The sequence below is a fragment of the Pectobacterium carotovorum genome, assembly GCF_033898505.1.
In the GTDB taxonomy this organism is placed as follows: Bacteria; Pseudomonadota; Gammaproteobacteria; order Enterobacterales; family Enterobacteriaceae; genus Pectobacterium; species Pectobacterium carotovorum_J.
In genome coordinates this window covers 810,488-834,412 of the sequence record NZ_JAXAFK010000001.1, presented here as the reverse complement: position 1 = coordinate 834,412, position 23,925 = coordinate 810,488, and the positions used below count along the sequence as shown (strand labels likewise).

Annotated in this window: 20 protein-coding genes; 14 read left to right on the top strand and 6 right to left on the bottom strand. The window is 55.3% G+C overall.

The window, feature by feature from the left end; translation table 11 throughout:
• Positions 1-146: 146 nt before the first annotated feature.
• Positions 147-986 (top strand): glutathione-dependent disulfide-bond oxidoreductase, encoded by an 840-nt coding sequence (gene yghU, locus R9X49_RS03530; protein WP_319847243.1) that lies wholly within the window; start codon positions 147-149, stop codon positions 984-986.
• A gap of 46 nt (positions 987-1,032) precedes the next feature.
• On the opposite strand, the gene R9X49_RS03525 is transcribed toward yghU, so the two are convergent.
• Positions 1,033-2,289: a multidrug effflux MFS transporter gene (locus R9X49_RS03525; RefSeq protein WP_319847242.1), complete on the bottom strand. Its 1,257-nt coding sequence runs from the start codon at positions 2,287-2,289 to the stop codon at positions 1,033-1,035.
• Between the two features lie 93 nt (positions 2,290-2,382).
• Between R9X49_RS03525 and R9X49_RS03520 the strand changes: the two genes are divergently transcribed.
• On the top strand, positions 2,383-3,669 hold the full coding sequence (locus R9X49_RS03520) for a TetR family transcriptional regulator (protein WP_319847241.1): 1,287 nt from the start codon (positions 2,383-2,385) through the stop codon (positions 3,667-3,669).
• 181 nt (positions 3,670-3,850) lie between these two features.
• Positions 3,851-6,037, top strand: coding sequence for a TonB-dependent siderophore receptor (locus tag R9X49_RS03515; RefSeq protein WP_319847240.1), 2,187 nt, complete (start codon positions 3,851-3,853; stop codon positions 6,035-6,037).
• Positions 6,038-6,224: 187 nt separating this feature from the next.
• Here R9X49_RS03515 and R9X49_RS03510 read toward each other — a convergent pair whose 3' ends face one another.
• Complete coding sequence (locus R9X49_RS03510; protein ID WP_319847239.1) at positions 6,225-7,190, bottom strand: chemotaxis protein; 966 nt, start codon at positions 7,188-7,190, stop codon at positions 6,225-6,227.
• A gap of 486 nt (positions 7,191-7,676) precedes the next feature.
• Between R9X49_RS03510 and R9X49_RS03505 the strand changes: the two genes are divergently transcribed.
• Genes R9X49_RS03505 through R9X49_RS03485 form a run of 5 tightly spaced genes read left to right on the top strand, consistent with a single transcriptional unit; the run spans position 7,677 to position 11,887 of the window.
• The gene (locus tag R9X49_RS03505) at positions 7,677-8,339 is read left to right on the top strand and encodes a DUF3313 domain-containing protein (RefSeq protein WP_319847238.1); all 663 of its coding nucleotides are present in this window, start codon (positions 7,677-7,679) and stop codon (positions 8,337-8,339) included.
• A gap of 36 nt (positions 8,340-8,375) precedes the next feature.
• Positions 8,376-9,011 carry a paraquat-inducible protein A gene (locus R9X49_RS03500; protein ID WP_319848573.1) on the top strand — a complete coding sequence of 212 codons (636 nt, stop codon included), beginning with the start codon at positions 8,376-8,378 and terminating at the stop codon, positions 9,009-9,011.
• Positions 9,001-9,624: a paraquat-inducible protein A gene (locus R9X49_RS03495; RefSeq protein WP_319847237.1), complete on the top strand. Its 624-nt coding sequence runs from the start codon at positions 9,001-9,003 to the stop codon at positions 9,622-9,624. The genes R9X49_RS03500 and R9X49_RS03495 overlap by 11 nt, the downstream gene beginning before the upstream one ends.
• Positions 9,621-11,264 (top strand): intermembrane transport protein PqiB, encoded by a 1,644-nt coding sequence (locus tag R9X49_RS03490; RefSeq protein WP_319847236.1) that lies wholly within the window; start codon positions 9,621-9,623, stop codon positions 11,262-11,264. Before R9X49_RS03495 ends, R9X49_RS03490 begins: the two co-directional genes overlap by 4 nt.
• Positions 11,261-11,887: a PqiC family protein gene (locus R9X49_RS03485; RefSeq protein ID WP_319847235.1), complete on the top strand. Its 627-nt coding sequence runs from the start codon at positions 11,261-11,263 to the stop codon at positions 11,885-11,887. Before R9X49_RS03490 ends, R9X49_RS03485 begins: the two co-directional genes overlap by 4 nt.
• On the opposite strand, the gene R9X49_RS03480 is transcribed toward R9X49_RS03485, so the two are convergent.
• On the bottom strand, positions 11,865-12,479 hold the full coding sequence (locus tag R9X49_RS03480) for a TetR/AcrR family transcriptional regulator (RefSeq protein WP_319847234.1): 615 nt from the start codon (positions 12,477-12,479) through the stop codon (positions 11,865-11,867). The two genes, R9X49_RS03485 and R9X49_RS03480, sit on opposite strands and share 23 nt — an antisense overlap.
• A gap of 759 nt (positions 12,480-13,238) precedes the next feature.
• Between R9X49_RS03480 and R9X49_RS03475 the strand changes: the two genes are divergently transcribed.
• Positions 13,239-13,976 carry a LuxR family transcriptional regulator gene (locus tag R9X49_RS03475; protein ID WP_319847233.1) on the top strand — a complete coding sequence of 246 codons (738 nt, stop codon included), beginning with the start codon at positions 13,239-13,241 and terminating at the stop codon, positions 13,974-13,976.
• Positions 13,977-14,009: 33 nt separating this feature from the next.
• Here the strand turns inward: R9X49_RS03475 and R9X49_RS03470 are convergent, their stop codons facing one another.
• From R9X49_RS03470 to R9X49_RS03460, 3 genes are read right to left on the bottom strand one after another with little or no spacing between them, the layout of a single operon-like run.
• On the bottom strand, positions 14,010-15,809 hold the full coding sequence (locus R9X49_RS03470; protein WP_413775883.1) for an ABC transporter ATP-binding protein: 1,800 nt from the start codon (positions 15,807-15,809) through the stop codon (positions 14,010-14,012).
• Between the two features lie 20 nt (positions 15,810-15,829).
• A complete protein-coding gene (locus R9X49_RS03465) occupies positions 15,830-17,656 on the bottom strand; it encodes an ABC transporter ATP-binding protein (protein WP_319847232.1) in 1,827 nt (608 codons plus the stop codon).
• Between the two features lie 33 nt (positions 17,657-17,689).
• Positions 17,690-17,905: a hypothetical protein gene (locus R9X49_RS03460; RefSeq protein WP_319847231.1), complete on the bottom strand. Its 216-nt coding sequence runs from the start codon at positions 17,903-17,905 to the stop codon at positions 17,690-17,692.
• On the opposite strand from R9X49_RS03460, the gene R9X49_RS03455 reads away from it, so the two are divergent.
• The 5 genes from R9X49_RS03455 (at position 17,905) to R9X49_RS03435 (ending at position 23,892) form a co-directional block, all read left to right on the top strand.
• Positions 17,905-18,873 carry an AraC family transcriptional regulator gene (locus R9X49_RS03455; protein ID WP_319847230.1) on the top strand — a complete coding sequence of 323 codons (969 nt, stop codon included), beginning with the start codon at positions 17,905-17,907 and terminating at the stop codon, positions 18,871-18,873. The two genes, R9X49_RS03460 and R9X49_RS03455, sit on opposite strands and share 1 nt — an antisense overlap.
• Before the next feature lie 113 nt (positions 18,874-18,986).
• Entirely contained in the window at positions 18,987-19,409 is a 423-nt protein-coding gene (locus R9X49_RS03450; RefSeq protein ID WP_319847229.1) for a hypothetical protein, read from the top strand.
• Positions 19,406-20,653, top strand: a complete 1,248-nt coding sequence (locus R9X49_RS03445) for an MFS transporter (protein WP_319847228.1) — start codon at positions 19,406-19,408, stop codon at positions 20,651-20,653. The genes R9X49_RS03450 and R9X49_RS03445 overlap by 4 nt, the downstream gene beginning before the upstream one ends.
• Before the next feature lie 225 nt (positions 20,654-20,878).
• Positions 20,879-22,888 (top strand): TonB-dependent siderophore receptor, encoded by a 2,010-nt coding sequence (locus R9X49_RS03440; protein WP_319847227.1) that lies wholly within the window; start codon positions 20,879-20,881, stop codon positions 22,886-22,888.
• A gap of 248 nt (positions 22,889-23,136) precedes the next feature.
• The gene (locus tag R9X49_RS03435; RefSeq protein ID WP_319847226.1) at positions 23,137-23,892 is read left to right on the top strand and encodes a CDP-diacylglycerol diphosphatase; all 756 of its coding nucleotides are present in this window, start codon (positions 23,137-23,139) and stop codon (positions 23,890-23,892) included.
• The last annotated feature ends 33 nt before the right edge of the window (positions 23,893-23,925 follow it).

The window sequence follows — 23,925 nt, the reverse complement described above, 5'->3', positions numbered from 1 at the left end:
ATATTGGCCATCCCCCTCAGCCATGTGCGGATCTCACGTTATATCAATAGGTAGTAGAGATAGAACAGAACGGTATCAGCGAGCGGCGTGAGTTTGTTATGGTGTTACCTTAACTCGCTCTCTTTTCATGCATAAGGAGTTTTTCAATGGCTACGTCCCCAACCTATGTGCCGCCAAAAGTCTGGCAGCCCGCCTCTTCCGGTGGTGCCTTCGCCAATATTAACCGTCCGATAGCCGGTCCGACGCACGAAAAAGCGCTGCCCGTTGGCAAACATCCGCTTCAACTTTATTCGCTGGCGACGCCGAACGGCGTGAAAGTCACGATCATGCTGGAAGAGCTGCTGGCACTGGGTCACTCGGGTGCCGAGTACGATGCGTGGCTGATTAAGATAGGCGATGGAGATCAGTTCTCCAGCGGATTTGTCGACGTCAATCCGAACTCCAAAATCCCGGCGTTGCTTGATCAAAGCGGCGACAAACCGGTTCGCGTGTTTGAGTCCGGTTCCATTCTGGTGTATTTGGCCGAGAAATTTGGTGCGCTGCTGCCGAACGATCTCGCTACGCGCACGGAAACCTTGAACTGGCTCTTCTGGCAGATGGGCTCAGCGCCTTACGTTGGCGGTGGATTCGGCCATTTCTACGCCTACGCGCCGGAAAAATTTGAATACCCGATCAACCGTTTCACGATGGAAACCAAGCGTCAGTTGGATGTGCTCAACCGCCGACTGGCAGAAAGCCGCTATCTGGCTGGCGACAGCTACACGATTGCCGATATCGCGGTTTGGCCGTGGTACGGCGGGCTGGTACAAAACGCGCTTTACTCCGCCGCAGAGTTCCTGTCCGCACACGAATACACGCATGTGATCCGTTGGGCTGACGAGATTGCTGCCCGTCCAGCGGTGATTCGCGGTCGCAAGGTCAACCGCACCTGGGGCGACGAATCCGAGCAGGTCGCCGAGCGCCATCAGGCATCCGATCTGGATTAATCGTCTGCCGCCTGCCGATCGGTGCAGGCGGCCTCCCGATTTACCTTCAGCGCCCTTCTCTTTCCGGCGCGCGGCTATCGACCGACGCCTCTTCCACAATATTGCTATCCGCCTGCCGCGCGGCGTACCCCCCGCTCAACAGCGCACCTATTGCACAGGCTGTGAGTAACATTACTGGTGGAAGCAGCGTACCATCATGTATGACCCCCATAACCACGCCGGCTACCCCGCCAAAGACATACTGCAATACGCCGAGCAGCGAGGAAGCCGAACCGGTCTGGCCCGGTGCCGCATTCATCGCCACCGCCACCACATTGCCGAACACCAGACTCAGGAAGCTCATGGTCAGGAATAGCAATGCTGTAACAACCCACAGTGACGCCACACCCGCCAGCAGAACGCCGGATAGCACCAGCCCTCCCACAACATGCAGCGCGATCCCGACCGGCAAGATTTGATATTCACGCCAGCGGTTCAGCAGAAAGATATTGATCTGTCCCAGCACCACCATGCCGAGGGCATTCGATGCAAAAATGTAGCTGTAAGTGGTGGGCGACAGGTGGAAATATTCAATAAAGATAAAGGCAGACGCACCAATGTAGGTAAACAGGCCGCCCATCACGAAAGAGCCGGACAGCGTATAGCCCATGAATTTTCTCTGCCGCAGCAGTGCGGCATAACCCGTTAACGCTGACAGCATCCCGCCACTGACGCGGTCACGGCGCGGCAGGCTTTCCGGCACCCAGCGCCAGGTGGCAAACAACATCAGCATACCAACAACCGTCAGTACCCAGAAAATGGCTGACCACCCCAGCGAGCCAAGCAGCACACTGCCCAACGGCGGCGCAATAATCGGCGCTATCGCCATCACCTGCATGAGCAGCGAGAACACCTTTGCGGCATCGCGCTCCGAGTACAAATCCGCCACGATGGCGCGCGGGATCACCAATCCAGCGGCACCGCCAAGGCCTTGCATCAGGCGGAAAAAGACAAACCACGATAGCGTGGAAGCGTGGGCGATCAGCAAAGAAGACGCGGAAAACAACACAATGCCCAGCAGCAGCGGCCCTTTTCGACCATAGCGATCGGTCAGTGGGCCATAGACCAGTTGACCCAGCGCCAGCCCGATCAAAAAGACCGACAGCGAGGTCTGCATTCCCGCCGCGTCCGCCCCAATATCCTGCTGGATCGCAGGAAAAGCCGGGAGATACATATCAATCGACATGGCATCAAACGCACACAGAATGCCTAAAATGCCGATGAGAATAAAACTGCGCGACGCCAGTAAAGACGAATCAGACATCGATAACACCTCAAAAATAGACCACTCAATCGTGAATAACCGACAGCAAAGGGAGTGCGAATCGGATAAGATGCGTATTGCTGAGCGCAATATATGACTGACCAGTCGAAAATACAAGGCAATGTGATGGCGCGCAAAAAAACCATTCGAAACGATCGGATTCTGGACGCCGCAGAACAGGTGCTGCTGCGCGATGGCGTGCATCGTTTTACGTTAGATGCCGTTGCCGCCGAAGCGGGCATTAGCAAAGGCGGACTGGTTTACAGCTTTCCCAGTAAAGACCAGCTGATCATGACCATGCTGTCGCGTGAGTTGGCACGTTTTGAGCAGGAGGCGCAGCAGCAAACCGCACGCTACGCCAACCAGCCTCACGCCGATGTACTGGGCCATATTACGGCGATAGGTCAGGAAGAAGACGAGACAACATCGCGCGCGGTGGGTCTGCTCACCGCGCTGGTTCACTCCCCCGCTATGCTGGAACCCGTGCGGGAATTTTATCGCACCCGACTGGATCGGCTGCGTGACGCCACGCCGACCATGCAGCGTATCCGTCTGGCATTTCTCGCCACAGAAGGCGTTTTTCTGTTACAGGGACTGGGCTTCGTGACGCTGGATCGCGAGGAACGGCAGACGATGATTGATGATGCCAAATCCTTGTTCCAACCAGACGCTCGCACCAGCACGGCAACCGCACAGGTCACCGCTGATCGCTGCACAGCGCCGCCAGCCCCCACCACTGCTTACTCGCGAAAAATGCCCCTCATGCCGGTCGGAGAAACACTCTCTGAACAGGCGATCGCCTGGCTGGCAGAGAAAGGCGTCACGCCAAGCGGCACTGGGTTGGAAGCGGTGCATTCCCGTGCGGCGCATATTGTCGAAACGGCCACGAATATCATCAAACGTGACGGTATTAGTGCATTAACGCACCGCGCTGTCGCGAGTGAAGCCCACGTACCGTTAGGGTCGACTACCTACCATTTTAACAGCCTGGACGACATGCTAAATGCCGTGATGCGCAGTGCGATTGCCCTGTTTCGCGATGATATGTTTAGCTGGTTTCATCAGCGTCGCCACGACGACCCGCGCGATGTCCTGACCGATTTTGTCATGCGCGGCATCGAGGATATTGACGATCTGGCGCGCGAGTACGAGTTATTTACCGCTGCCATTTCGCGTCCTTCCCTGCGTCCCATCGCGCTCGAATGGTCTAATACCGTTGTCGCCATCATCAAGGTGGTCGCTCCCGACAGCGCCGCGCTGCCGCTGGGTACGCTACTGAACGGTTTTTTCATCCGCGCACTGCTGGAAAAACACGAGCGCACGCTGCCGCGTGATCTGGTTTATCAGTCGGTTTCAGCACTGTATAACGCCTTTCGCTAAACCATACGGTTTTCCCGCGGGAAAACCGTTTACCTCCCAATTATTGCCCACCTTCTTCTCCTTCTCTCTGCCCTTTACAATAAAACTGTACATATGTACTATTTTTTGCCAAATTACCAAACGCAAATAACTCTCGTTTGCATTCGTACATATGCGCGTCGTTAGGGATGAAAAATAAAAAATGCACAAACAGCAATTCCATACCATAAAGCCACTGGCACTGATCGTTGCCGGACTACTCGGTGCACACTTAGGCACGGCGCAGGCCGCCGACGAGGATGTGATGACCGTCAAGGCCACCGCTGAGCAGGAATTAAAACAGCAACCCGGAGTGTCGATCATCACGGCGGACGATATTAAAAAAGCGCCGCCCGTTAACGATCTCTCCGACATTATCCGTAAGATGCCGGGCGTGAACCTCACAGGCAATAGCGCCACCGGGGCCAGAGGCAACAACCGCCAGATCGATCTGCGCGGAATGGGGCCGGAAAATACGCTGATTCTCATTGACGGTCGCCCGGTGACCTCACGTAACGCGATTCGCTACGCCTGGGATGGCGAACGGGATACCCGAGGCGACACTAACTGGGTGCCGGTAGAAGAAGTGGAACGCATTGAAGTCATCCGTGGCCCAGCGGCAGCGCGCTACGGTTCCGGTGCGGCTGGCGGCGTGGTGAACATCATCACCAAGCGCCCGTCCACCGTCTGGGCCGGCTCGCTCTCGCTGTACGGCAATCAGCCAGAAAACAGCAAAGAAGGTGCCACACGCCGCGCCAATATCAACCTGAGCGGCCCGCTGGCCGGTGATGCGCTCACCATGCGCCTGTACGGCAATATCAATAAAACCGATTCCGACAGTTGGGATATCAACCGTAACCAGAACGGTTCTGCCGCGGCCGGACGCGAAGGTGTGCGTAATAAAGACCTCAATACGCTGCTGTCCTGGAAACTCTCACCGCAGCAGATCGTTGATGTTGAAGCGGGCTATAGCCGTCAGGGCAATATCTATACCGGCGATACACAATTCAGCGGCGGAGGGGTCATCCCCGAAAGTCTGGCAAAAAGCGGAGCGGAAACCAATCGACTGTACCGCCAGAATTATGCCATTACGCACAACGGTATCTGGGATTGGGGACAATCCAAGCTGGGTATTGCTTACGACCAAACCAATAACACCCGGCTTGACGAAGGATTGTTCGGCCGCTTTGAAGGCTCAATCAATAGCGATCGCTACAGTACCAGCCGTTTGAAGAATCTGCGCATTAACAGCGAACTGAATATCCCGCTTGAACTTTGGGCCGAGCAAACGCTCACACTAGGCGCAGAGTGGAATCGAGAGCAGTTAAACGACCCCTCCTCCAGCAGCTACACAGGAGACAGCCGAGATACGCTCCCCGGTACATCCGTCAACCCTGCTCAGCGCAGCAGTAAAAACAGCGCAGAGCTCAGTGCGCTCTATTTTGAAGACAACATCGAAGTTGTGCCCGGTACCAAAGTGATCCCCGGCCTGCGTTTCGATTATCACGATAAATTTGGCGGCAATTATAGCCCCAGCCTGAACATCCAACAGGAGCTGGGCGAGATGTTCAGCGTGAAAGCCGGTATCGCGCGCGCCTTTAAAGCACCAAACCTTTATCAATCCTCTACCGGTTATTTGCTTTATTCGCGCGGTAACGGCTGCCCGTTCGGCGTGGATTATAATAACGGCGGCGGCTGCTATCTGGCGGGCAATGACAATCTGGATCCTGAAATCAGCGTCAACAAAGAAATCGGGCTGGAATTCAAACATGCCGGCTGGCAGGCGGGCGTAACCTATTTCCGTAATGACTATAAAAACAAGATTGTTTCCGGCACCGATATCCTCGGGCTGACGCAGTCAAATGCGGCGATTTTGCGTTGGGAGAATGGCGGTAAAGCGCTGGTGGAAGGGCTCGAAGCCAACCTGTTGGTACCCGTGATCGAAGACACGCTGGACTGGAGCACCAACGCCACCTATATGATTGAATCGAAAAATAAAGACACCGGCAATCCGCTGTCGATCATCCCGAAATACACCGTCAATACCCAGTTGGACTGGCAGGCTACGGACAAGCTGTCTGCCAACGTTAGCTGGACAATGTACGGCAAGCAAAAACCGCGTCAGTACGCGACGAACTGGACAGAGTACAACAGCGGGCTTTCCTCACGCGAAATCGGCAGCTACTCCGTTGCGGGCGTCGGGGTGAACTACCAATTCAGCAAGAACCTGCGCGTCAATGCCGGTATCAGTAACCTGCTTGATAAGCAGATTTATCGCGAGGCGAAAGGCGCTTCCACCTATAACGAACCGGGACGTGCCTACTATGCGGGGGTAACGACCTCATTCTGATAACCACACTTTTCTGACGGCGGCGTCTTTCTGGCTCGGCTTGCTTTGGGGCCAGAACGTGGACATGTCGGTATAAGTGTCAGAAGTTAAAGTCAGCGGTTAAAAACAGTCGCTCGCTAAAAAAATCGGCCTCTGCCCTCTCCCTTCAGGAGGAGGCAAAGGCCGAATGCGGTGACCGCAGGAACGATTAACGACGTACTTTATTCAGTACAGTCTGAATCGCCGACGACAGCTCGTTGATTTCGAATTTCGCCACATAGGCATCCGCGCCAACATTACGCACGTGATCTTCGTTCGCGCTGCCGGACAGTGAAGAGTGAATCACCACAGGGATATTCTTCAGGAATTCTTCACGTTTGATATTTCTGGTCAGCGTAAAGCCGTCCATTTCCGGCATTTCCAGGTCGGTCAGGACAAGTGAAATTTTGTCCGAGATAGGTCGGCCTTCCGACTGCGCTTCTTGCGCGATTTGCCGTATCTTATTCCAGGCTTCCTGTCCGGTGATGTGCATGCTAAACGGAATGCCCATCTGGGTTAGACCCTGTTCAAGCAGTGAACGAGCGACTTTGGAGTCTTCCGCCACAATCGCAATCGCGCCAGGCGTGTAAGGGTAGATTTTCTCTTCCGCGTCCTTGAGCTTGGTTTCACGATCGCCAGGAATGATATCAAACAGAATCTGTTCAACATCCAGCACCAGCGCCAGACGATTGCTGTCCTTGTCGGTATCAAGACGCGCGATACTTGTGATGTAGGTGTTACTGATGCCCGCTTCGGCAGCCAAAACCTGGCTCCATTCCAGACGAACGATATCGTCGACCGATTCCACAGCGAACGCCTGCGTACTGCGCGCATACTCAGTGATAAGAAGAATGTTCAGACCGGTTTCCGGCTTGCTGCCCACCACGGCGGGAAGATCGATAACAGGAATGATTTGCCCACGAATGTTAACCATACCCAGCATCGGCGATGTCATACCAGCCGCTTTGGTCAAGGTCGGCATCGGCACGATTTCACGCAGTTTAAATACGTTGATGCCAAACAGCTCAGATTTGCCACCTTCGGGTGATTTGCCCAGCTGGAATAATAAGAGTTCAAATTTATTAGCAGAGGTGAGGTTTGTTCTCTCATCGATTTCTTTTTGAAAATTATCCATGCTTTCCTCAGTGCGAGTCATTATAGGTATACCGTAACAAGGCAACATTCGAGATGTGAGCAAACAGGAACCAACATCCGACCGCTCCACTGTACGTGATAGTCGTGTTCTTCAATCTTATCCAGCGTCAAACGTAAAATATTTTTAAGTGTGTCAACCTCATCATCCAACGATGGCAATCATCGGAGCAGTAGACGGATATCAGCCCTCTTCAGTATAACAGTCGGCTAGCATCCTTAAGGTGCAGATAACATTCCCTGAACCATTAATATCGGCAGAATTTGCCAACACCTTATCCCAAATCGTGACAGAAATGTTGCCTGAGAAGAAAACCTCACGCCTCTCTTGACACCACAAGCAGAAAAAACTAAAACGATACCGTACAGTTTAGTTTTAAAAGTACGCATGGTGACCGTCATTCAACGCTGCGTCGCTAAGGCTGCGTGTTATCACGCGATTCCGCGGTTCTCTTTACAGGATTCTCATATGTTCACATTATCCCGGGTTGCACGTCCTACCGTATTGGCTCTGGCTGTCGTACTCGCAGGCTGCGCAAGTAATCCCCCCGTGCGCTACAGCGGTATCGCATCGTCGTCGCAATTGGCACAAAACACCGGTGAGCACGCAGATCGCATTCCTTACCGTTACACCACGACCGTCGACTGGAAGCAATACACCCACATCATCATCGATCCCGTCAGCATTTATCAGGGAAGCGACAACCAATTTAATGACATGTCACAGCAGGACAGACAGTCGCTGGCCGCCTATATGCAGGATACGTTCAGTAAAACCTTACGCTCCCGTTTCAACGAAGTGACGGCGCCTGCGCCCGGTACACTGCGGCTGAAACTGACGCTGACGGGCGCCGATACCACGACGCCGGTTGCCGGTACGTTTACCAAATTCGACCTGGCTGGCGGGCCATACAACATCGTGCAATCCATTCGTGGTAAGGAAGGTCTGCTCAACGGATCGGTAAGCTATGCCGTTGAAATTTATGATGCGACGACCAACAAACTACTCAATGCCTATGTCGCGAAGCAGTATCCGAACGCCATGAACGTCAGCGCCAGCGTGGGTGCACTGAGCGCCGCAGAGGTGGGTATCGACAAAGCGGCTGAAGAACTGGCTGACATGCTGAAGTAAGCGGAAAACCTAGAGATAACGGTGCGGAACAGCATGATGACAATCTACCCTCACTTAATTATCTGTCCGCACTGCGACAGCGTGCACCATTACCGGGCGTTAAACCCCGGTGAGGCAGCACGCTGCACGCGCTGTCAGGCCACACTGTATCGTTCAGGCTGGATGCATACCGGACATCGACTGGCGCTGATCCAAACGGCAGCCATCCTGTTTTTTATCGCCAATATCTATCCGGTACTGACCGTCAGTTTTCATGCGCTCCAGAATACGGCAACGCTGTGGCAAGCGGCGCTCGCACTGGCCAACGGTGCGACCCTGCCGCTGGCGATAGGCTGTTTTTTTCTCCTGATTATTGCCCCCTTTCTGCAAATCATGCTGACTGGCTGGGTGCTGATGTTCGCTAATCAAGGCCGCTGCGCCCCCGGTTTTATTCCTGTAATGAAGATACTGCTGTGGCTTCGTCCCTGGAGCATGCTGGAAATTGCGACGTTGGGTTTTCTGATCGCCGCCATCAAGCTCTCCGGTTTTATGCAGGTGATGCCAGGGGCAGGCTGTTGGGCGCTGGCGGCGCTGATGCTGCTGCTCGTCGTCGTCAACAGCGTGGACCTTCGCCCACTGTGGTCGCTGGTGCCCACGGACGGTAACCGCAGCGTGGTCAGCCATGAAAAGTGATCTGTCCGCCCAGCCGTTGCCGTTGGTCGCCTGTCCGGTATGCGGCCTCGTTTGCCAGCATGATGCCGACTCGCACGATGTAGTACGTTGCCCACGCTGTCGGTCGCGGCTGACGCCTTCCCACAAAGACAGCACCGCGTACTCTTCTGCGCTGCTGGTTGCCGCGCTGATTTTCTATATCCCCGCCAACGTGTTACCCGTGATGTACACCCGTCTGTTCGGACTGGGGAGCGAAAGCACCATCTTAAGCGGCGTGATGGATTTCTGGCACAGCGGCGACTACGGCATCGCCCTGCTGATCTTTACCGCCAGCATCGTCATCCCCTGTATGAAATTTCTGATTCTTGGCCTGCTGCTCTTCATGTCACGCCAAAAAAGCCGTAAGGCGATGGCCGAGCGCGCCGCGCTGTATCGGCTAACAGAATGGGTGGGCTACTGGTCTATGCTGGATATCGTCGTCATTGGCGCCGTCTCTGCGCTCGTCAGATTTCCTCCCCTGAGTGAAGCGGAACCCCGCAGTGGCATTCTTTTTTTTGGGCTGGTGGTGATACTGACCATGTTATCTGCCATGAGCTATGACCCGCGTCTTATCTGGAAAGGTGACAAAAAATGATCCACGAACACCCCGGCGATCCAGTGATCGTTCGCCAACGCTGGCGAATCTCCTTGATCTGGCTGGTACCGGCGCTCGCGATGCTAACGGGACTCGCCATGTTGATCCACACCTGGTCGGATACCGGACCGGAGATCGTGATTTCCTTCCAGAGCGCTACTGGCCTTGAGGCAGGTCGCACCATCGTCAAATACAAAGACGTGGCGGTAGGCACCGTAAAAGACATCTCGCTGAGCCCGGACAGTAAGCAGGTTCTCGTCACGGTGCTGCTCAATAAAAATGCGGAAAATCTGGCGCATGCCGATAGCCGCTTCTGGGTGGTTCGCCCGCGCGTCGGTATCAACGGCGTGACGGGTATCGACACTCTGCTTTCCGGTGCTTACATCGGGGCCGATAAAGGCGAGTCGACTCAGGGAGAAACCCGCTTTGTCGGTTTAGAGTCGCCGCCCGCGGTGATTAACGGCATGCCGGGCAGCCGTTTTATCATTCAGGCCGACGATCTTGGATCGCTGGATAGCGGTTCACCGGTTTACTATCGCCGTATTCCCGTCGGCCGCGTCGCGTCCTATCAGTTAAACCGCGATGGTCGCAGCGTCCAGCTTCAGGTTTTTATCGACGCGCCCTATGACCGCTTTGTTACGCCAAATACCCGCTTCTGGAATGCCAGCGGCGTGGATCTCTCGGTTGACGCCAACGGCTTTCGCCTCAGAACGCAAACCCTCGCTGCTGTGATGGCTGGTGGTATCGCGTTTTCTACCCCCGATCTGGACAGCGCAGTTACCCGCCCGGAACCGCTGACAACCTACAAACTGGCGAGCGATCGGGAATCAGCCCTATCACCGCCCGACGGTCCGCCAATCCTCTTCAAACTCCGCTTCGATCGTTCGCTGCACGGTCTGGAGATCGGTGCACCCGTTGAATTCTCCAGCGTCAAAATCGGCAACGTGACCGCCATTGAGCTGGATTACCGCAAAACGGGCTATCGCTTCCCGACGGTCGTCAGTATTGAAGTGTTCCCTAACCGTCTCGGCAACGTACTGGACAAGCTGCCTAAGTCAGCGACATCGCTCGAACAGCAAACTGCCGAATTTACCCGCGATCTGGTGGAACACGGCCTGCGTGCACAGGTTGCACCGAGCAATTTGCTGACCGGACAGCTCTATATCTCACTCGATTTTGTACCCGATGCCGCGAAAACACCTTTCGATATCAACGCCCGTCCGTTGGTTTTACCCACCGTCAATGGCGGATTTGATCGGCTACAAACGCAGATGGCCAGCATCATCGGCAAGATCGACAACCTGCCGCTGGATGAGATTGGCCGCAACATGAACACCACGCTGGTAGAAGCCAATAAAGCGCTGCGACAGGTCAACGGGCAGACATTACCGGAAGCCAATCGGTTGATGAAAAACATGCAGTTGGCCGCACGCCGCGCACAGGATGTGCTGGAAGAGGATTCACCGATGCAGTTGGGCATCACGCAGTCATTACAGGAAATTCAGCGCACGCTACGCGCCCTGCGCAGCCTGGCCGAACAGATCGACCGTCACCCGGAATCGCTGCTGCAAGGGCGGCCAGACGACGCATCGCCGACAGCTAACCGCGATTCCCTTTCCCGAGAAGGATCTTCAAGATGAAGCGTGCGACACGACTCTTATCGCTTATCGTTATTGCATCGCTGAGCGCCTGTTCGTCGCCTCCGGTGCGTTATCACACGCTGCTGTCACCCGCGGCACCAGCGGTAACCACGGCGCACTCAGCCCCCTTTTTCATCGATGTGCTGCCCGTTGGCGTGCCAGCGCAGCTTGATACGTCGCAGCGTGTTGTTCGACAGGGTGACAGCGGCGCCGTCGTACTGGATAACGAACGTTGGCTCAGCCCTCTGGGTGAAGAAATCCGTACCGCGCTTTCCGCCAATCTGGTGCAGCGTCTCAACACGCAGGATGTTTCAGGATTGGTGCGTCCGGCAGACACACCGGTGGTCAGAATCCACCTTCAGGTTCGGCGATTTGATAGCTGGCCCGGTCAGTCTGTGACGTTTGACGCCGACTGGAGCTTAAGCGCCATCGGGGAAGAAGATGAGCGCGCCCGATTGCTCTGCCGTAGCCAGTTTACCGAACAGGCAGGTGGCGGTGATATCCCCATGCTGCACGCTCAACAGCAGATCATCGCGCGGCTGGCGGATCACATCGCGACAACGGCAACCCGCTGGATGCCGGATCGCAAAGGAAGCTGCCTTACGCCGCCGCACCGGCCATAAACATACTGACCGCATTCCCTACGATTTCACGAATGCGTTCGAGGTTCATGGGCTGTAAATGACGGTGGAATATGCGGTCATCGATTTCTGCCGTCAGCAGCGCCAAAAATTGCAGCGCCCGCACACGTGGATCCCCCGGCTTCAGCGCCTGTCGCGCTATCGCCGCCGCCATCAGCTCAGAAAGTTTATCGACATTCTCTTTCGGGCCTGACTCATAAAACAGCGAACCAATATCGGAATGTCCAGCTTCTGCCACAACCATGCGATAAATCGCCATCGCGCTACTATCGTTGGTCAACACATACAGAACGCGTTCGCCGAAGCGCGTCAGCTGTGCTTCCAGCGTTTCGGATGCCAGCGTATCCGTCGCCAGCTCCGCCGTTGCCTCGGACAGATGCATCGTCGCATGTTCACGAACAACCGCCGTAAACAGCGCCTCTTTGGTTGAGAAATAGCCATACAGCGTCGCTTTGGAACCGCCGACCCGCTTCGCCAGCTCATTCATGGTGGCCCGTTCATAGCCCATTTCCTGAAAAAGCTGCGCCGCCGTTTTAACGATGGCTTCCCGACGAGCCTTAGTTCGGACTTTCATCACCACTCCTGCCAGCCGAGGCTGACGAGCAAAATAGGATTCGATATAGCAATATTATCAAAACATTAGCCCTGTCGCCGCCTCTTTACACAAGGCAACATTACAGCCAACAAAAACGGAGGAAAAGGCAACACAGGCACGACGATGAACAGCAAGAAACAACGGGGTTGATAAGCGAAAACGGATTATTTACTATCCAGCTCCGCATGACGGCATACCCCTAAATAATTCGAATTGCAGGACAAAACGTTAGCGTTTTGAACAACGCAAGGCGTTGGCCCACAGGGCGAGGCTCATTTATGCGCCTCGTAACGCGGCAACGCAGTGAATCCTCAGGAGCTTACTTCAGTAAGTGACTGGGGTGAGCGAGGACAAATCAGCTTAGCTGATTTGAACGCCGCTTGCGGCGGCCCATCAGGGCGAGGTTCAGAGATGAACCGAGTATTACCAACGCATATGCAATTTGAAGTATGACGGGAGCGCTGTTTTTAGGGTGCGTGGTTTGATACCACACACCCTAAATTCAGTAGACAGAACAGGAGCAAAATTATGGGTAATTCCCTGGGTTGGCAAATCAATCTGTAACAATTTTTTTAAAATTTACTTTCTTAAATTTTTTTATAAATTGTCCTGTTCATGAAAAAATTATAAGTGATATCATGGAGTAACAGTAGTTAGACTTAGGTATAGGTCAGCACTATACTTTTATGAAGTCATCTATATCATGGGTACATTCTCGCTTTTTATTGAGGCCGCTACATGTCTGTATTTTGCTCTGATAATGAAATTATCAATAACACGATAAAAAGCTATCTCGGCCGAAAGTTAAAGCAGTATGGCGACCTGAAATACGCTTATATGATCATGAACAAGAAGAACCCATCTCAGGTTGTGATCATCTCAAATTACCCGCAGGAATGGGTTAATACCTATAAAGAAAATAACTATCAGCATATCGACCCGGTTATTTTGACGGCGATAAATAAAGTCTCGCCGTTCTCCTGGGAAGACAATATTGTTATTAACTCTAAACTGAAGTTCTCCAAGATTTTTAATCTGTCAAAAGAGTACGATATTGTTAATGGCTACACCTTTGTCTTGCATGACAACAATAATAATCTGGCGGCGCTATCGATTATGTTTGAAGAGCACTCGCCAACGGATATGGAAAGTATTGTTGAGGAAAACAAAGACAAGCTGCAAATGCTGCTCATTGCCATTCATGAAAAAATCACCACGCTTTACAAAGAGATGACGCAAAGTCCTCAGAGCAGAAAACAAGGCGACAAAGAGATTTTCTCCCAGCGTGAAAATGAAATTCTGTACTGGGCCAGCATGGGAAAAACCTACCCGGAAATTGCGCTGATTCTGGATATCAAAATCAGCACCGTGAAATTCCATATTGGCAATGTGGTAAAAAAACTGGGCGTGCTGAATGCCAAACATGCCATCAGGCTGGGCGTAGAATTGCAGCTCATCAAGCCGGAACCGTTATAACCCCAGCAAATCTATCCCCCCTCTAGATGCCCCTTAAACATGGGCATGGTGGGAAAGGTGACGACCTTTCTGTTGCGCATTCCACAATGCGCGATAACGCCCTTCAGTTCGCAGTAATTCGTTATGCGTTCCCTGCTGGGAAATAACGCCATTCTCCATAACCAGAATCCGATGTGCTCCCACAATTGTCGATAGCCGATGGGCGATGACGATAACCGTCTTGTCCTGCACCAGCCTGTCAATCGCCCGCTGTACGGCTAGCTCGCTTTCGGTATCCAACGCCGCTGTCGGTTCGTCCAGAATCACTATCGGCGCATCCTTCAATAATGCCCGCGCAATCGAAATACGCTGCCGTTCACCGCCGGATAATCGGCCACCGATATCGCCCAGCCGCGTTTGCCATCCCTGCGGCAGCCGTTGAATAAACGCCAGACACTGGGCAGCTTCAGCAGCCTGTTCAACCTCTGCGTCGCTGGCACCCGGGCGCGCCATCCGAATGTTTGCCAGCACCGAATCATCAAACAGATAGACATCCTGAAACACCACGGAAATCAGCCGATTCAATTCACGCGTTGGTATGTGGCGAATATCCACGCCGCCGATACACACGCGCCCACATTGCGGATCTGCATGACGCATCAGCAGTCGCGTTAGCGTCGTTTTCCCCGAGCCAGACGGCCCAACCAGCGCCGTCATCCCCTTCTCCGGCAGTATGATGTTCACCCCATCAAGCACCGGTTCAGCCTCATCCGCATAGCGGAAACCAACCTGTTCGAACGTAATCGCGTATGTCGTCGGCACCGCCGCCGGCGAGTACACAGGCAGCGGTTCAATTACCAACAGATCGTCAATGCGATGCAGCGCCGTATCCATCAATTCCAGCACGGCCGTATAGCTGACAAACGTCGCCAGCGGTTCAGAGAAGCGCACGGTAATCACCATCATCGCGGCGACAATAGCCACATCCCACGCCCCCACAACAACGCCGCTGATACCCAGAATCAACACGCCTTGAAGACCCAACTCCACGATGCTGGCGACCACCGCGCCGGGTTTGGCTCCGCGACGGTGAGCTGACGTCTGTATCTGCTGTAGATGCTGAAAACGCTGACGCAGCACTGATGTGCGTTCAGCCTGCTGGCAGTTGGTTCTCAGGACGGCAAGCCCCTGCACATATTCCACAATATCGGCACTGGTTTGCTGGTTTGCCTCCGCCAGTACCTGCATCGTGTGCGCAAATGTTGGCCGCCGCCAGCGATAAAGCAGCGCAATAGCGGGAAAGAGCAGCAGCAGGCTTACACCTAACCGCCACTCTACCGCCAGCATGACGAGCGCTATCACGGCGGGCGTCACGATAGCCAGCAGCAGCTGGTTTACTATCGCCAGCATATAGTTCAGGTTCTCATCCACGCTGCCCAACAGCAGCGCGTTGATATCCCCCGCCCGCGCGGATTGAAGCGTGGTTAGTGGCATTCTCCGCAGCTGTTCTCCCAGACGCATACGCAGTTCATGGGTCGCCGCCGCAAGCTGCCCACGGTATTCAAACCCTTGACCATACCAGCGCAGCACCAGCGTCAGCAGGCTCAGGAGCGTCATGACCGTCAGCCATATCGCGATCTCGCGGGAAGCCGCCGCGTGGGAGAACGCCGACAGCAGCGGAAACAGGCATGCCAGCGCCAGCCCCTGCATCACCGCTGCCGCCAGCAGGCTCAGGCAGCATCGACGGAACAGGCGGGCTTGCGAACCCGTCACTCGCTCCAGTTGACGGTACGTGTGCCACCATGCGAATAGCCGCGTTGTTATAGCGGCATGATTTATGGCGGTATGACTCATGGCAGTCTGGTTTTCGTTCATCACACACGCTCTCCCGCTTGTACGCTGTTCGATGAGGCGCTGCCTAGCGCCCAGTTCTGCGCCTGCTCATAATGTTGCCACAGTGCGCTATAGCGACCTTGCGCAGCCAGCAACGCCTCATGCCGGCCAGATTCGCTCAGCCGACCGCGATCGAAGACCACGATCTGATCAGCATCGCAAATCGTCGACAGCCGATGCGCCACCATAATGACCGTTTTCCCCCGCATCAGGACGCCAAGCGCCGCCAGCAGCAGCGCCTCGTTTTCCGGGTCGGCAAAAGCCGTCGGTTCGTCCAGCACCAGAATCGGTCGGTTGTGCAGTAGTGCCCGCGCAATGGCGATGCGCTGGCGCTGTCCGCCAGAAAGGAACTGGCCGCGCTCACCGGCCAGCGTGTCGTAACCCTGCGGCAGCGCCATGATAAAATCGTGCGCCTGTGCCGCTGTTGCAGCGGCAATCACCTCATCCATGCTCTTTTCAGGTAAACCAAGCCGGATGTTATTAGCGATGGTGTCCGCAAACAGGAATGACTCCTGAAAAACAAACGACACCTGCTGCATAAGCGTGGCGATTTTCATCTGCCGGATATCAACACCACCAATCAAAATGCGCCCGGCCGTCACATCCCAAAAGCGAGGAATAAGCCGTGCTACGGTGGTTTTCCCCGCGCCAGACGCCCCCACCAGCGCCGTAACCGAGCCTACTGGCACCTGAAAACTGACGTCCTCCAGCACCCAGTCGCTCGCATGCCGATCGTAGCGGAAACTCACCTGCTCAAAACTCACGCTGGCATCCGCGGGCAAGAGATCATTTTCCACTTCTGGCAGCGGCGACAGCGCCAGCACGTCCTGAATCCGGCTGATACTCAATCGGGTTTTCGCTACCATGTGATTCAGCGCCATCATCGGCATAACGGCCTCCGCCATGCCATTGCCGAGCAGCAGCACGGCTACCCACAGGCTGAAATCAAGATCGCCGGAATGATAGAAACCGTAGGCCACCCAGCCCAGTACCAGCAGCGTTGGAAGCGGATTGAGCACGGCGAAAGAAAAACGCGCCGAGAACCCCGCCTGCTGATACCAGCGCGTGAGCACATCCAGATAATGTTCCAGCGCCTGCTGGTAGCGTCCAAACGTTGACGCGCCGGTATCGAAAGTGCGCACCACCGGCATCGCCTGCACAAACTCGATCACGGCGGTACTGACCGCTTCCCGCGCCTGGTTGTAGCGCTGGTTCATCTCACCGGCATTGCGCATCGCCAGCCTCAGCACTACGGCTCCGGCAACCAGCACCAGCAATGCCGCCAGCGCTAAACGCCAGTCCAGCCAGAACAGTAACGCCCCCGTACACAGTGGTGCCACAAAGGCGCGGGCATAGAGCGGCGTGCTGTCCGCCACAAACAGGTGGAGTGCTTTTACATCGTCCTGAACGATCTTCGCCAGCGAACCGGTACCCAGACGCTGCACCTCACCCAGCGGGATCCGCGCCAGTTGTTCCGCCAGCGCGCTGCGAATTTGATTTTCCAGCCGAAACGCGGCGTAGTGAGACTGATTAAAAGCCAGCAGACGCAGCAGATAGCTGGTGCTCAGGCATAGTACCGCCCCAACCATCGTCAACAGCGGCCATGACGCGGGTTGTAAAATGAGCAGCCGGATACTCCACGCCAGAAAAAGCAGAAATGCGATGCCAGCCAGAACCGACAGCCCCGACAGGCACATCGCCAGACGAACTTGCCCTCTTACAGGGTGCATAATGTGCCAGGCACGGTTCTGTGGCGCAGGATGCGACGTGGCAGCGGATGAACCGCCCTCAACAGCGGAATGTGGCATAGTTTTTCTCTTTTCTCCTTCCCGCACAGTCGCTTACCCGTAACGCAAGCAAATCAACTCGACGGCGGCAATAAAGTCAGGAATAATAACTATTCTCAATTGCGTATCTACCCGATTCGAGCCGATTTCTACCCGAATCGGTATGGGATTACCGCCATCAACCGCGTTGCTATGATTGTTCAACGTTCGGGTCGCCCAATGGCCGGATCGTCCGACGACAGCAACCCGTATCTTCAGGAGTCTGCCCATTGAACGCCTCCCCACTGAAAGCCACCAGCGAGCCTGAAGTCACCATTTCGAATTTGATCGCTGAACTGCACGTCGTGCGGCCGGATACCGGTGCGGACTGTAGTCTGCTGCGCGCGACGCTTCAGGAAGGGCTGGATATTCTGGTGTGGCGTGGGCAGTTCCGGCAGCCGACAACCATGCATTTACACGACGACTGGGGACGCATCAATTTTTCCTGTTCGTTGCAGGGAGATTCGCAATTTTCACTGAAAGGCGATCGGGGACGGGAGCACGTGCTGAAGCAAGATTCGGGCTGCATTAGCTACACCCCGGACTGTCAGGGCACGTCGTCCTATGCTGGACGGTTTGAAAGCGTCACCGTGTCGCTGAGCCCTGAACTATTGGCTAACTGGGTGCCGGATCTCACCGGTAACCTGCAACAGCAGTTGGATTCCGGCCGACTCTGCACCCACTGCGACTGTAATGCCGAAATGCGGGCAACCGCTCAGGTATTAAGCCATGCACTGTCCAGCCTGACGCATCCGCAGCAGGCCGGTGAAAACCGCCATGCGCCGCTGTGGCTGCTGGGGCAAAGCATGATTCTAGTGAGTCTCGCCGTCGCCGGACATGCCGACACCGTTCCGCAGCAGGACACGTTCAGCCTGGCCGATCGCCAAAAGCTGCTGCGGGCCAAAGATCTGCTGCTGGCGGATCTGTCACAGGCCCCCACTATCGCCATACTCTCCAGAGAAACCGGATTAAGCGTACTCAAGCTGAAACGCGGGTTCCGCCAGCTCTTCAATAACAGTATCTACGGGCTATTTCAGGCCGAACGTATGCAGGAAGCGCGCCGTCGTTTGTTTGTCACAGGCGCACCCGTCATGGTGGTTGCCACCGATCTGGGCTATGCCAACGCCAGCCACTTTAGCGCCGCTTTCCAAAAACAGTTCGGCGTCACGCCTTCCGCTTTCAAGCGCCTGAACATTTAGCAGAGAACCAACCTCACCGTGCATCCCGATACGGGTACAAATAGACCGGATTCGGGTAGCGCCACAACAGCGAATGATTATCATTTTCTCCATGATAAGCAGGAGAAACCGTCATGCCCGATTCTATTGCAACACCACACCCTTTCCTTGATACACACGCCTGGCCGGTGGTGTTCTTACACATGCCGGAACAGGTGCCCGACGATGAATCCGCTGGCTATATGGCGCAGATCGCTCAGCTGTATGCCGCACAAGAACGCTTTGTACTCTGCATGACCGGTGCCGACCTGCCCCATCGTTCCCCCGTCTTTATGAATGCTTACCTTCAGTGGACGCGCGATAACACCAGCCTGCAACAGCAATACTGCGCAGGTGCCATTCGTATCGAAAGCGACGAGGCCAAAAGGCAAAAATACGTGGAATGGGCGGATAACTGGGCACAGTCTGGACAGGCACCCTATGCTTACTTTGTCGTCGCCACCCCGCTTGAAGCACAGGCGCTGGCGATAACGCTGCTGGATAGCGACAAACCATGACAGACAGCCCGATGACACGCTACCTTCCCTATTGGTGTTTCTATCTTCATCAGGGCATGATCACCGCACTCATTATGCAAGGCGTGGCGGGCTATTTTCGCCACGCCGGGTTGGATCTGGCGCAGTTAAGCTGGCTGTCGCTGACCTTTCTGCCGTGGATTGCCAAATGCCTGTGGGCACCGTGGGGCGAGCGTCACGCGCTTCCTCTGCGCGGTAATCCCTATTTAGGCAGTCTGGTGCTGCTCCAGGTCGCGATGGCGGCGATGCTGGTCGCAATTGGCGTGCTCTCCCCCGAGCACTCAGTCCTGACTATCGTCATCGCGCTGATGTTATTGGCGCTGCTTTCCGCCAGCCACGATATCTATGCCGACGGCATCACGATTTGCACCACCAGCGCCGCCAGCCGTGCGCTGGCGAATACCGCACAGGTCGGCGGCAGCTATCTGGGCATTCTATTCGGCTCTTATGCGTTCCTGAGCATTGCGGAGCAGGCAGGATGGCGAGGCGGATTCTTCGCGCTGGCAGGGCTGTCGCTGCTGATGCTTATCCTGCCGCTGCGCTATACCCGACAATCCCAAATTCAGCATCATCAGACTCAGCAAGCCGCACGCCCGACGCTAAATCGTCTGACGTTTAAAACACTCTGGCCGGTATTAGCCTTCACAGCCATTTTCTATCTGGCGATGCGCGGCATGATGGCGCTACAGACCGTCATGCTGATCGACAGACAGCTTAGCCTGAGCCAACTGGGCATCGTCATGACCGTGTACAGCACCGCCGTGAGCGGCGTAGGGATTGTGCTCGCCAACGTCCTGATTCGACGCATGGGCGCACTGCGCTGCCTGTTGCCCGTGATGGTCACGCACGCGCTACTCGCTATCACGCTAGCCGTCGGCTATCCGCTGTTTGCGCTGAACATGTGGATCGTGCTCTTTGGCGTGGTCAATCTGGCCGCCGCCGTCGGGTTTGTCACGTTATACAACGTCCTGATGGGACTAGTCAGACCGCATCAGCCTGCATCCGACTATGCGCTGTTTCAATCTACCGATGCCGCTGTCGCTATGATCGTGTCGATTGCCGCGCTCCAGTTAGCGCATCACACGAACTACCAGACCACGCTGGGCGTGCTGGCCTGCTTTGCCGTCGCCAGCCTGTGGCCCGCCAAACGGTTATCTGTTCGGCTTTCCCGCGTGTTTTCTGACGGTGCTGTGCCAGCGATCATAAGCCAGCAAGGACGGGATTAACAAAACGGAAAAACAGGCAGGAAGCCTACTGTATTCGGGTTGAAATAGACCCGATACGGGTAGCTCAAAAAATGCAAACAATTATCATTTAACTTTCATCATTCTCTGTCTTACGCGCTTTTCGTACCGTAGCTTTCCGTATCGTAGCTTTCCGTATCGAACTAAAGCGTGTCGTGATGAAACCGTTGCCTTTGACATCGATTTTAGTTTTTCAGGGACTTCATAATGAAAATAATGCGTCTTTATCCGCTTGCCTTAACCGGCGTATTTCTCTCTTCCTGCGCCTTTGCCGCTCAGGACGATACGCTTGTTGTCTCCGCCAGCAAGCAGTCGCCCTATTCCGCCTCGGCCAACAACGTCTCTTCTACCGTTGTGACGGCACCGGAGCTGAAAGATGCTGGTGTTACCAGCACTGACAAGCTGACCCGTGTGATGCCCGGCCTGAACCTCGGCAATAACGGCAGCCTGCTGTTCCCCTCGATCTCACTGCGCGGCGTGTCTTCCGCACAGGATTTCTACAGCCCGGCGGTGACAGTCTACGTGGACGGTGTACCACAGCTCGCCACCAACACCGTGCAGACGCTCTCCGATGTGGAAAGCATCGAAATGCTGCGAGGCCCGCAGGGAACGCTGTACGGTAAAAGCGCACAGGGCGGCATTATCAACATTGTGACTCAGCAGCCGGACAGCACGCCGCGCGGCTATGTCGAAGGCGGTGTCGCCAGCCGCGACGGCTATCACGGCAAAATCAACCTCAGCGGCCCTATTCAGGATGGCCTGCTGTATGGCAGCGTCACGCTGCTGCGCCAGGTCGACTCAGGCGCGATGACCAACCCCGCGACGGGCAGCAACAACCTCGGCGGGACAAAGTCCAGCGTCGGAAATCTTCGACTGCGGCTGGCTCCCGAGGGTCAACCGTGGGAAACCAGTCTGGCACTAACGGAAGACTGCACGCGCGCCACACAGGATACCTATCTGCCGTTTGGCGATGCTAAAAACCGGACGCTGGAGATCGCCGCTGGCGCCCCCGATCCTAAACTGCGCCGCTGCACGCACAGCCAGTCGCTGAGCGGAAAATACACTACCGATAACTGGATTTTTAGCCTGATCGGCGCATGGCAGCAGCAGAATTACGACCGCACCTTCCCGAACGGTACGCTGATTGCCGACATGCCGGAGCGCTGGAATCAGGACGTGCAGGAACTGCGTGCCGCGACACACGGCGCAGGCCGCACGGTGGATATGGTGTTCGGCCTTTACCGGCAGAACACGCGTGAAAAACTCGATCTGACCTACAGCATGGCAGGTTCTCCGTTTATGCAGAGCAATGCCAACACGTCAACGGAGACGTTAGCCGCCTACAGCGATCTGACCTGGCACCTGACCGACCGTATCGATCTGGGCGGCGGGCTGCGCGTATCGCACGATAAGGCCGAAACCCGTTATCGCCAGCAGTTCTCCGGCATGAACGTGGGCGACAGCAATAGCGTCGATGACGATCAGGTGCTGGGACAGCTCTCCGCCAGCTATCTGCTGAATAATGACTGGCGTGTCTACACCCGCGTCGCACAGGGCTACAAGCCAACCGGCTTTAACTATTCACCTGCCGCTGGCACACAGGCCATTCCGTACAGCGCGGAGAAATCGATTAACTATGAAATCGGCTCGCGCTATCAGAGCGGCAATGTGCAGCTTCAGGGCGCCGTGTTCCATACTCACACGCGTGATATGCAGCTGTATTCCGGCCCGGTCGGTATGCAAACGCTCAGCAACGCAGGCAGCGCCGATGCCAGTGGCGTAGAAATGATGCTGAAGTGGCAGGTCGTTCCCAACTGGTCATGGGATATCAACGGCACCTATGTCCGCTCTGAATTTACCGGCGACAGTGAGAGCTATCAGGATAAACGCGTGCCCTTCGTCCCGCGCTACGGTGCTGGCACCAGCCTGAACGGACTGATTGATACCTCGTTCGGCGCATTAATGCCGCGTCTGGCCTTCAATGTGGTAGGGCCGCACTACTTCGACGGAGACAACGCGTTGCGTCAGGGCACCTATACCACGACCGACCTGCGCCTCAGTTGGCAGGCCACCGACCGGGTGAATATCGCTGGCTATGTGGATAACGTCTTCGACCGCCGCTACCGCACCTTTGGCTTTATGAGCGGCACATCGGGCTACGCGCAGGTCAATGAAGGCCGAACCGTTGGCGTGGACGTGCGGGTCGATTTGTTCTGATTTTTGTTCTGATGTCGGTCATCACACATTCGTAGCACAACGGCCTGCGGGGATAGTTTTCTGCCATCCCCGCAGGCCGCCTCTGCTTGTCACGTATTTCCCTTACAATCCGTTACCGATTAGGCTTTCACCTTCGCCGCGGGGTCATATTAATGACATCGCTCCTGCACCATACTGAGCGTCGCTACTTTCTCATGCTCCGTTTATCCTGATGTTTTGTGCCAGCCGCATTCTGCCGGAGATCCATCATGACGCGTAATAAGTTCCTCCTCCTCCTTCTGATTCCTGTTGTTGCCTTGCTGATTGCCATCCTATGGTGGTCGTTCGGGCGCGGAAACAGCAATGCACTGTGGAAGATCGTCAGCGAACAGTGCGTGCCCAATCAGCAGCGTAGCGGCAATCCCGCTCCCTGTCTGGAAGTCAATCTGGCGGAAGGTTACGTGCTTTTTGATGACAGAAACGGCCCCTATCATGACCTGCTGCTCCCAACGGATAAAATCAGCGGTATCGAAAGCCCTGAACTCTTGCAGCAAAACATACCCAATTTCTTCGAACAGGCATGGACGCGCCGCGGCCACCTTTCCCGCGAGGCAGGCAAACCGATCAGAGATGACTATCTTTCGCTGGCGATTAACTCACGCTATGGCCGTACGCAAAACCAGCTGCATATTCACATTGCCTGCCTGCGCCCGGAGATTTATCAAACGTTGAACCAACAGTTTCCGACGCTCTCTGCCGACTGGAAAACGCTGCCGGTGAAAATTAACGGGCATGTCTATCTGGCAAAAACGCTCACGGCGAACGAACTGATGCAAAGCGATCCGTTCAAAACACTCGATCGCTACGCCCAGCCGCGGAATGAATCGATCGGAAAATACGGTCTCGCGATGGTCTCTACGCCAGCAGGCGAAAAGGTGCTGCTCGCCAGCAGCCTTGACGTGTTCAATATGAGCCTCGGATCGGTGGAAGAAATTCAGGATTTTTCCTGTGCGCTGGCGAAATAGCCGCTGACCGCGCCAGAAGGCAGATTCAGAGGA

Bases quoted from the DNA above. Each gene is read 5' to 3' on its own strand.
- yghU (WP_319847243.1), top strand. From the start codon at position 147: ATGGCTACGTCCCCAACCTATGTGCCGCCAAAAGTCTGGCAGCCCGCC.
- R9X49_RS03525 (WP_319847242.1), bottom strand. From the start codon at position 2,289: ATGTCTGATTCGTCTTTACTGGCGTCGCGCAGTTTTATTCTCATCGGC.
- R9X49_RS03520 (WP_319847241.1), top strand. From the start codon at position 2,383: ATGACTGACCAGTCGAAAATACAAGGCAATGTGATGGCGCGCAAAAAA.
- R9X49_RS03515 (WP_319847240.1), top strand. From the start codon at position 3,851: ATGCACAAACAGCAATTCCATACCATAAAGCCACTGGCACTGATCGTT.
- R9X49_RS03510 (WP_319847239.1), bottom strand. From the start codon at position 7,190: ATGGATAATTTTCAAAAAGAAATCGATGAGAGAACAAACCTCACCTCT.
- R9X49_RS03505 (WP_319847238.1), top strand. From the start codon at position 7,677: ATGTTCACATTATCCCGGGTTGCACGTCCTACCGTATTGGCTCTGGCT.
- R9X49_RS03500 (WP_319848573.1), top strand. From the start codon at position 8,376: ATGACAATCTACCCTCACTTAATTATCTGTCCGCACTGCGACAGCGTG.
- R9X49_RS03495 (WP_319847237.1), top strand. From the start codon at position 9,001: ATGAAAAGTGATCTGTCCGCCCAGCCGTTGCCGTTGGTCGCCTGTCCG.
- R9X49_RS03490 (WP_319847236.1), top strand. From the start codon at position 9,621: ATGATCCACGAACACCCCGGCGATCCAGTGATCGTTCGCCAACGCTGG.
- R9X49_RS03485 (WP_319847235.1), top strand. From the start codon at position 11,261: ATGAAGCGTGCGACACGACTCTTATCGCTTATCGTTATTGCATCGCTG.
- R9X49_RS03480 (WP_319847234.1), bottom strand. From the start codon at position 12,479: ATGAAAGTCCGAACTAAGGCTCGTCGGGAAGCCATCGTTAAAACGGCG.
- R9X49_RS03475 (WP_319847233.1), top strand. From the start codon at position 13,239: ATGTCTGTATTTTGCTCTGATAATGAAATTATCAATAACACGATAAAA.
- R9X49_RS03470 (WP_413775883.1), bottom strand. From the start codon at position 15,809: ATGAGTCATACCGCCATAAATCATGCCGCTATAACAACGCGGCTATTC.
- R9X49_RS03465 (WP_319847232.1), bottom strand. From the start codon at position 17,656: ATGCCACATTCCGCTGTTGAGGGCGGTTCATCCGCTGCCACGTCGCAT.
- R9X49_RS03460 (WP_319847231.1), bottom strand. From the start codon at position 17,905: ATGGGCAGACTCCTGAAGATACGGGTTGCTGTCGTCGGACGATCCGGC.
- R9X49_RS03450 (WP_319847229.1), top strand. From the start codon at position 18,987: ATGCCCGATTCTATTGCAACACCACACCCTTTCCTTGATACACACGCC.
- R9X49_RS03445 (WP_319847228.1), top strand. From the start codon at position 19,406: ATGACAGACAGCCCGATGACACGCTACCTTCCCTATTGGTGTTTCTAT.
- R9X49_RS03440 (WP_319847227.1), top strand. From the start codon at position 20,879: ATGAAAATAATGCGTCTTTATCCGCTTGCCTTAACCGGCGTATTTCTC.
- R9X49_RS03435 (WP_319847226.1), top strand. From the start codon at position 23,137: ATGACGCGTAATAAGTTCCTCCTCCTCCTTCTGATTCCTGTTGTTGCC.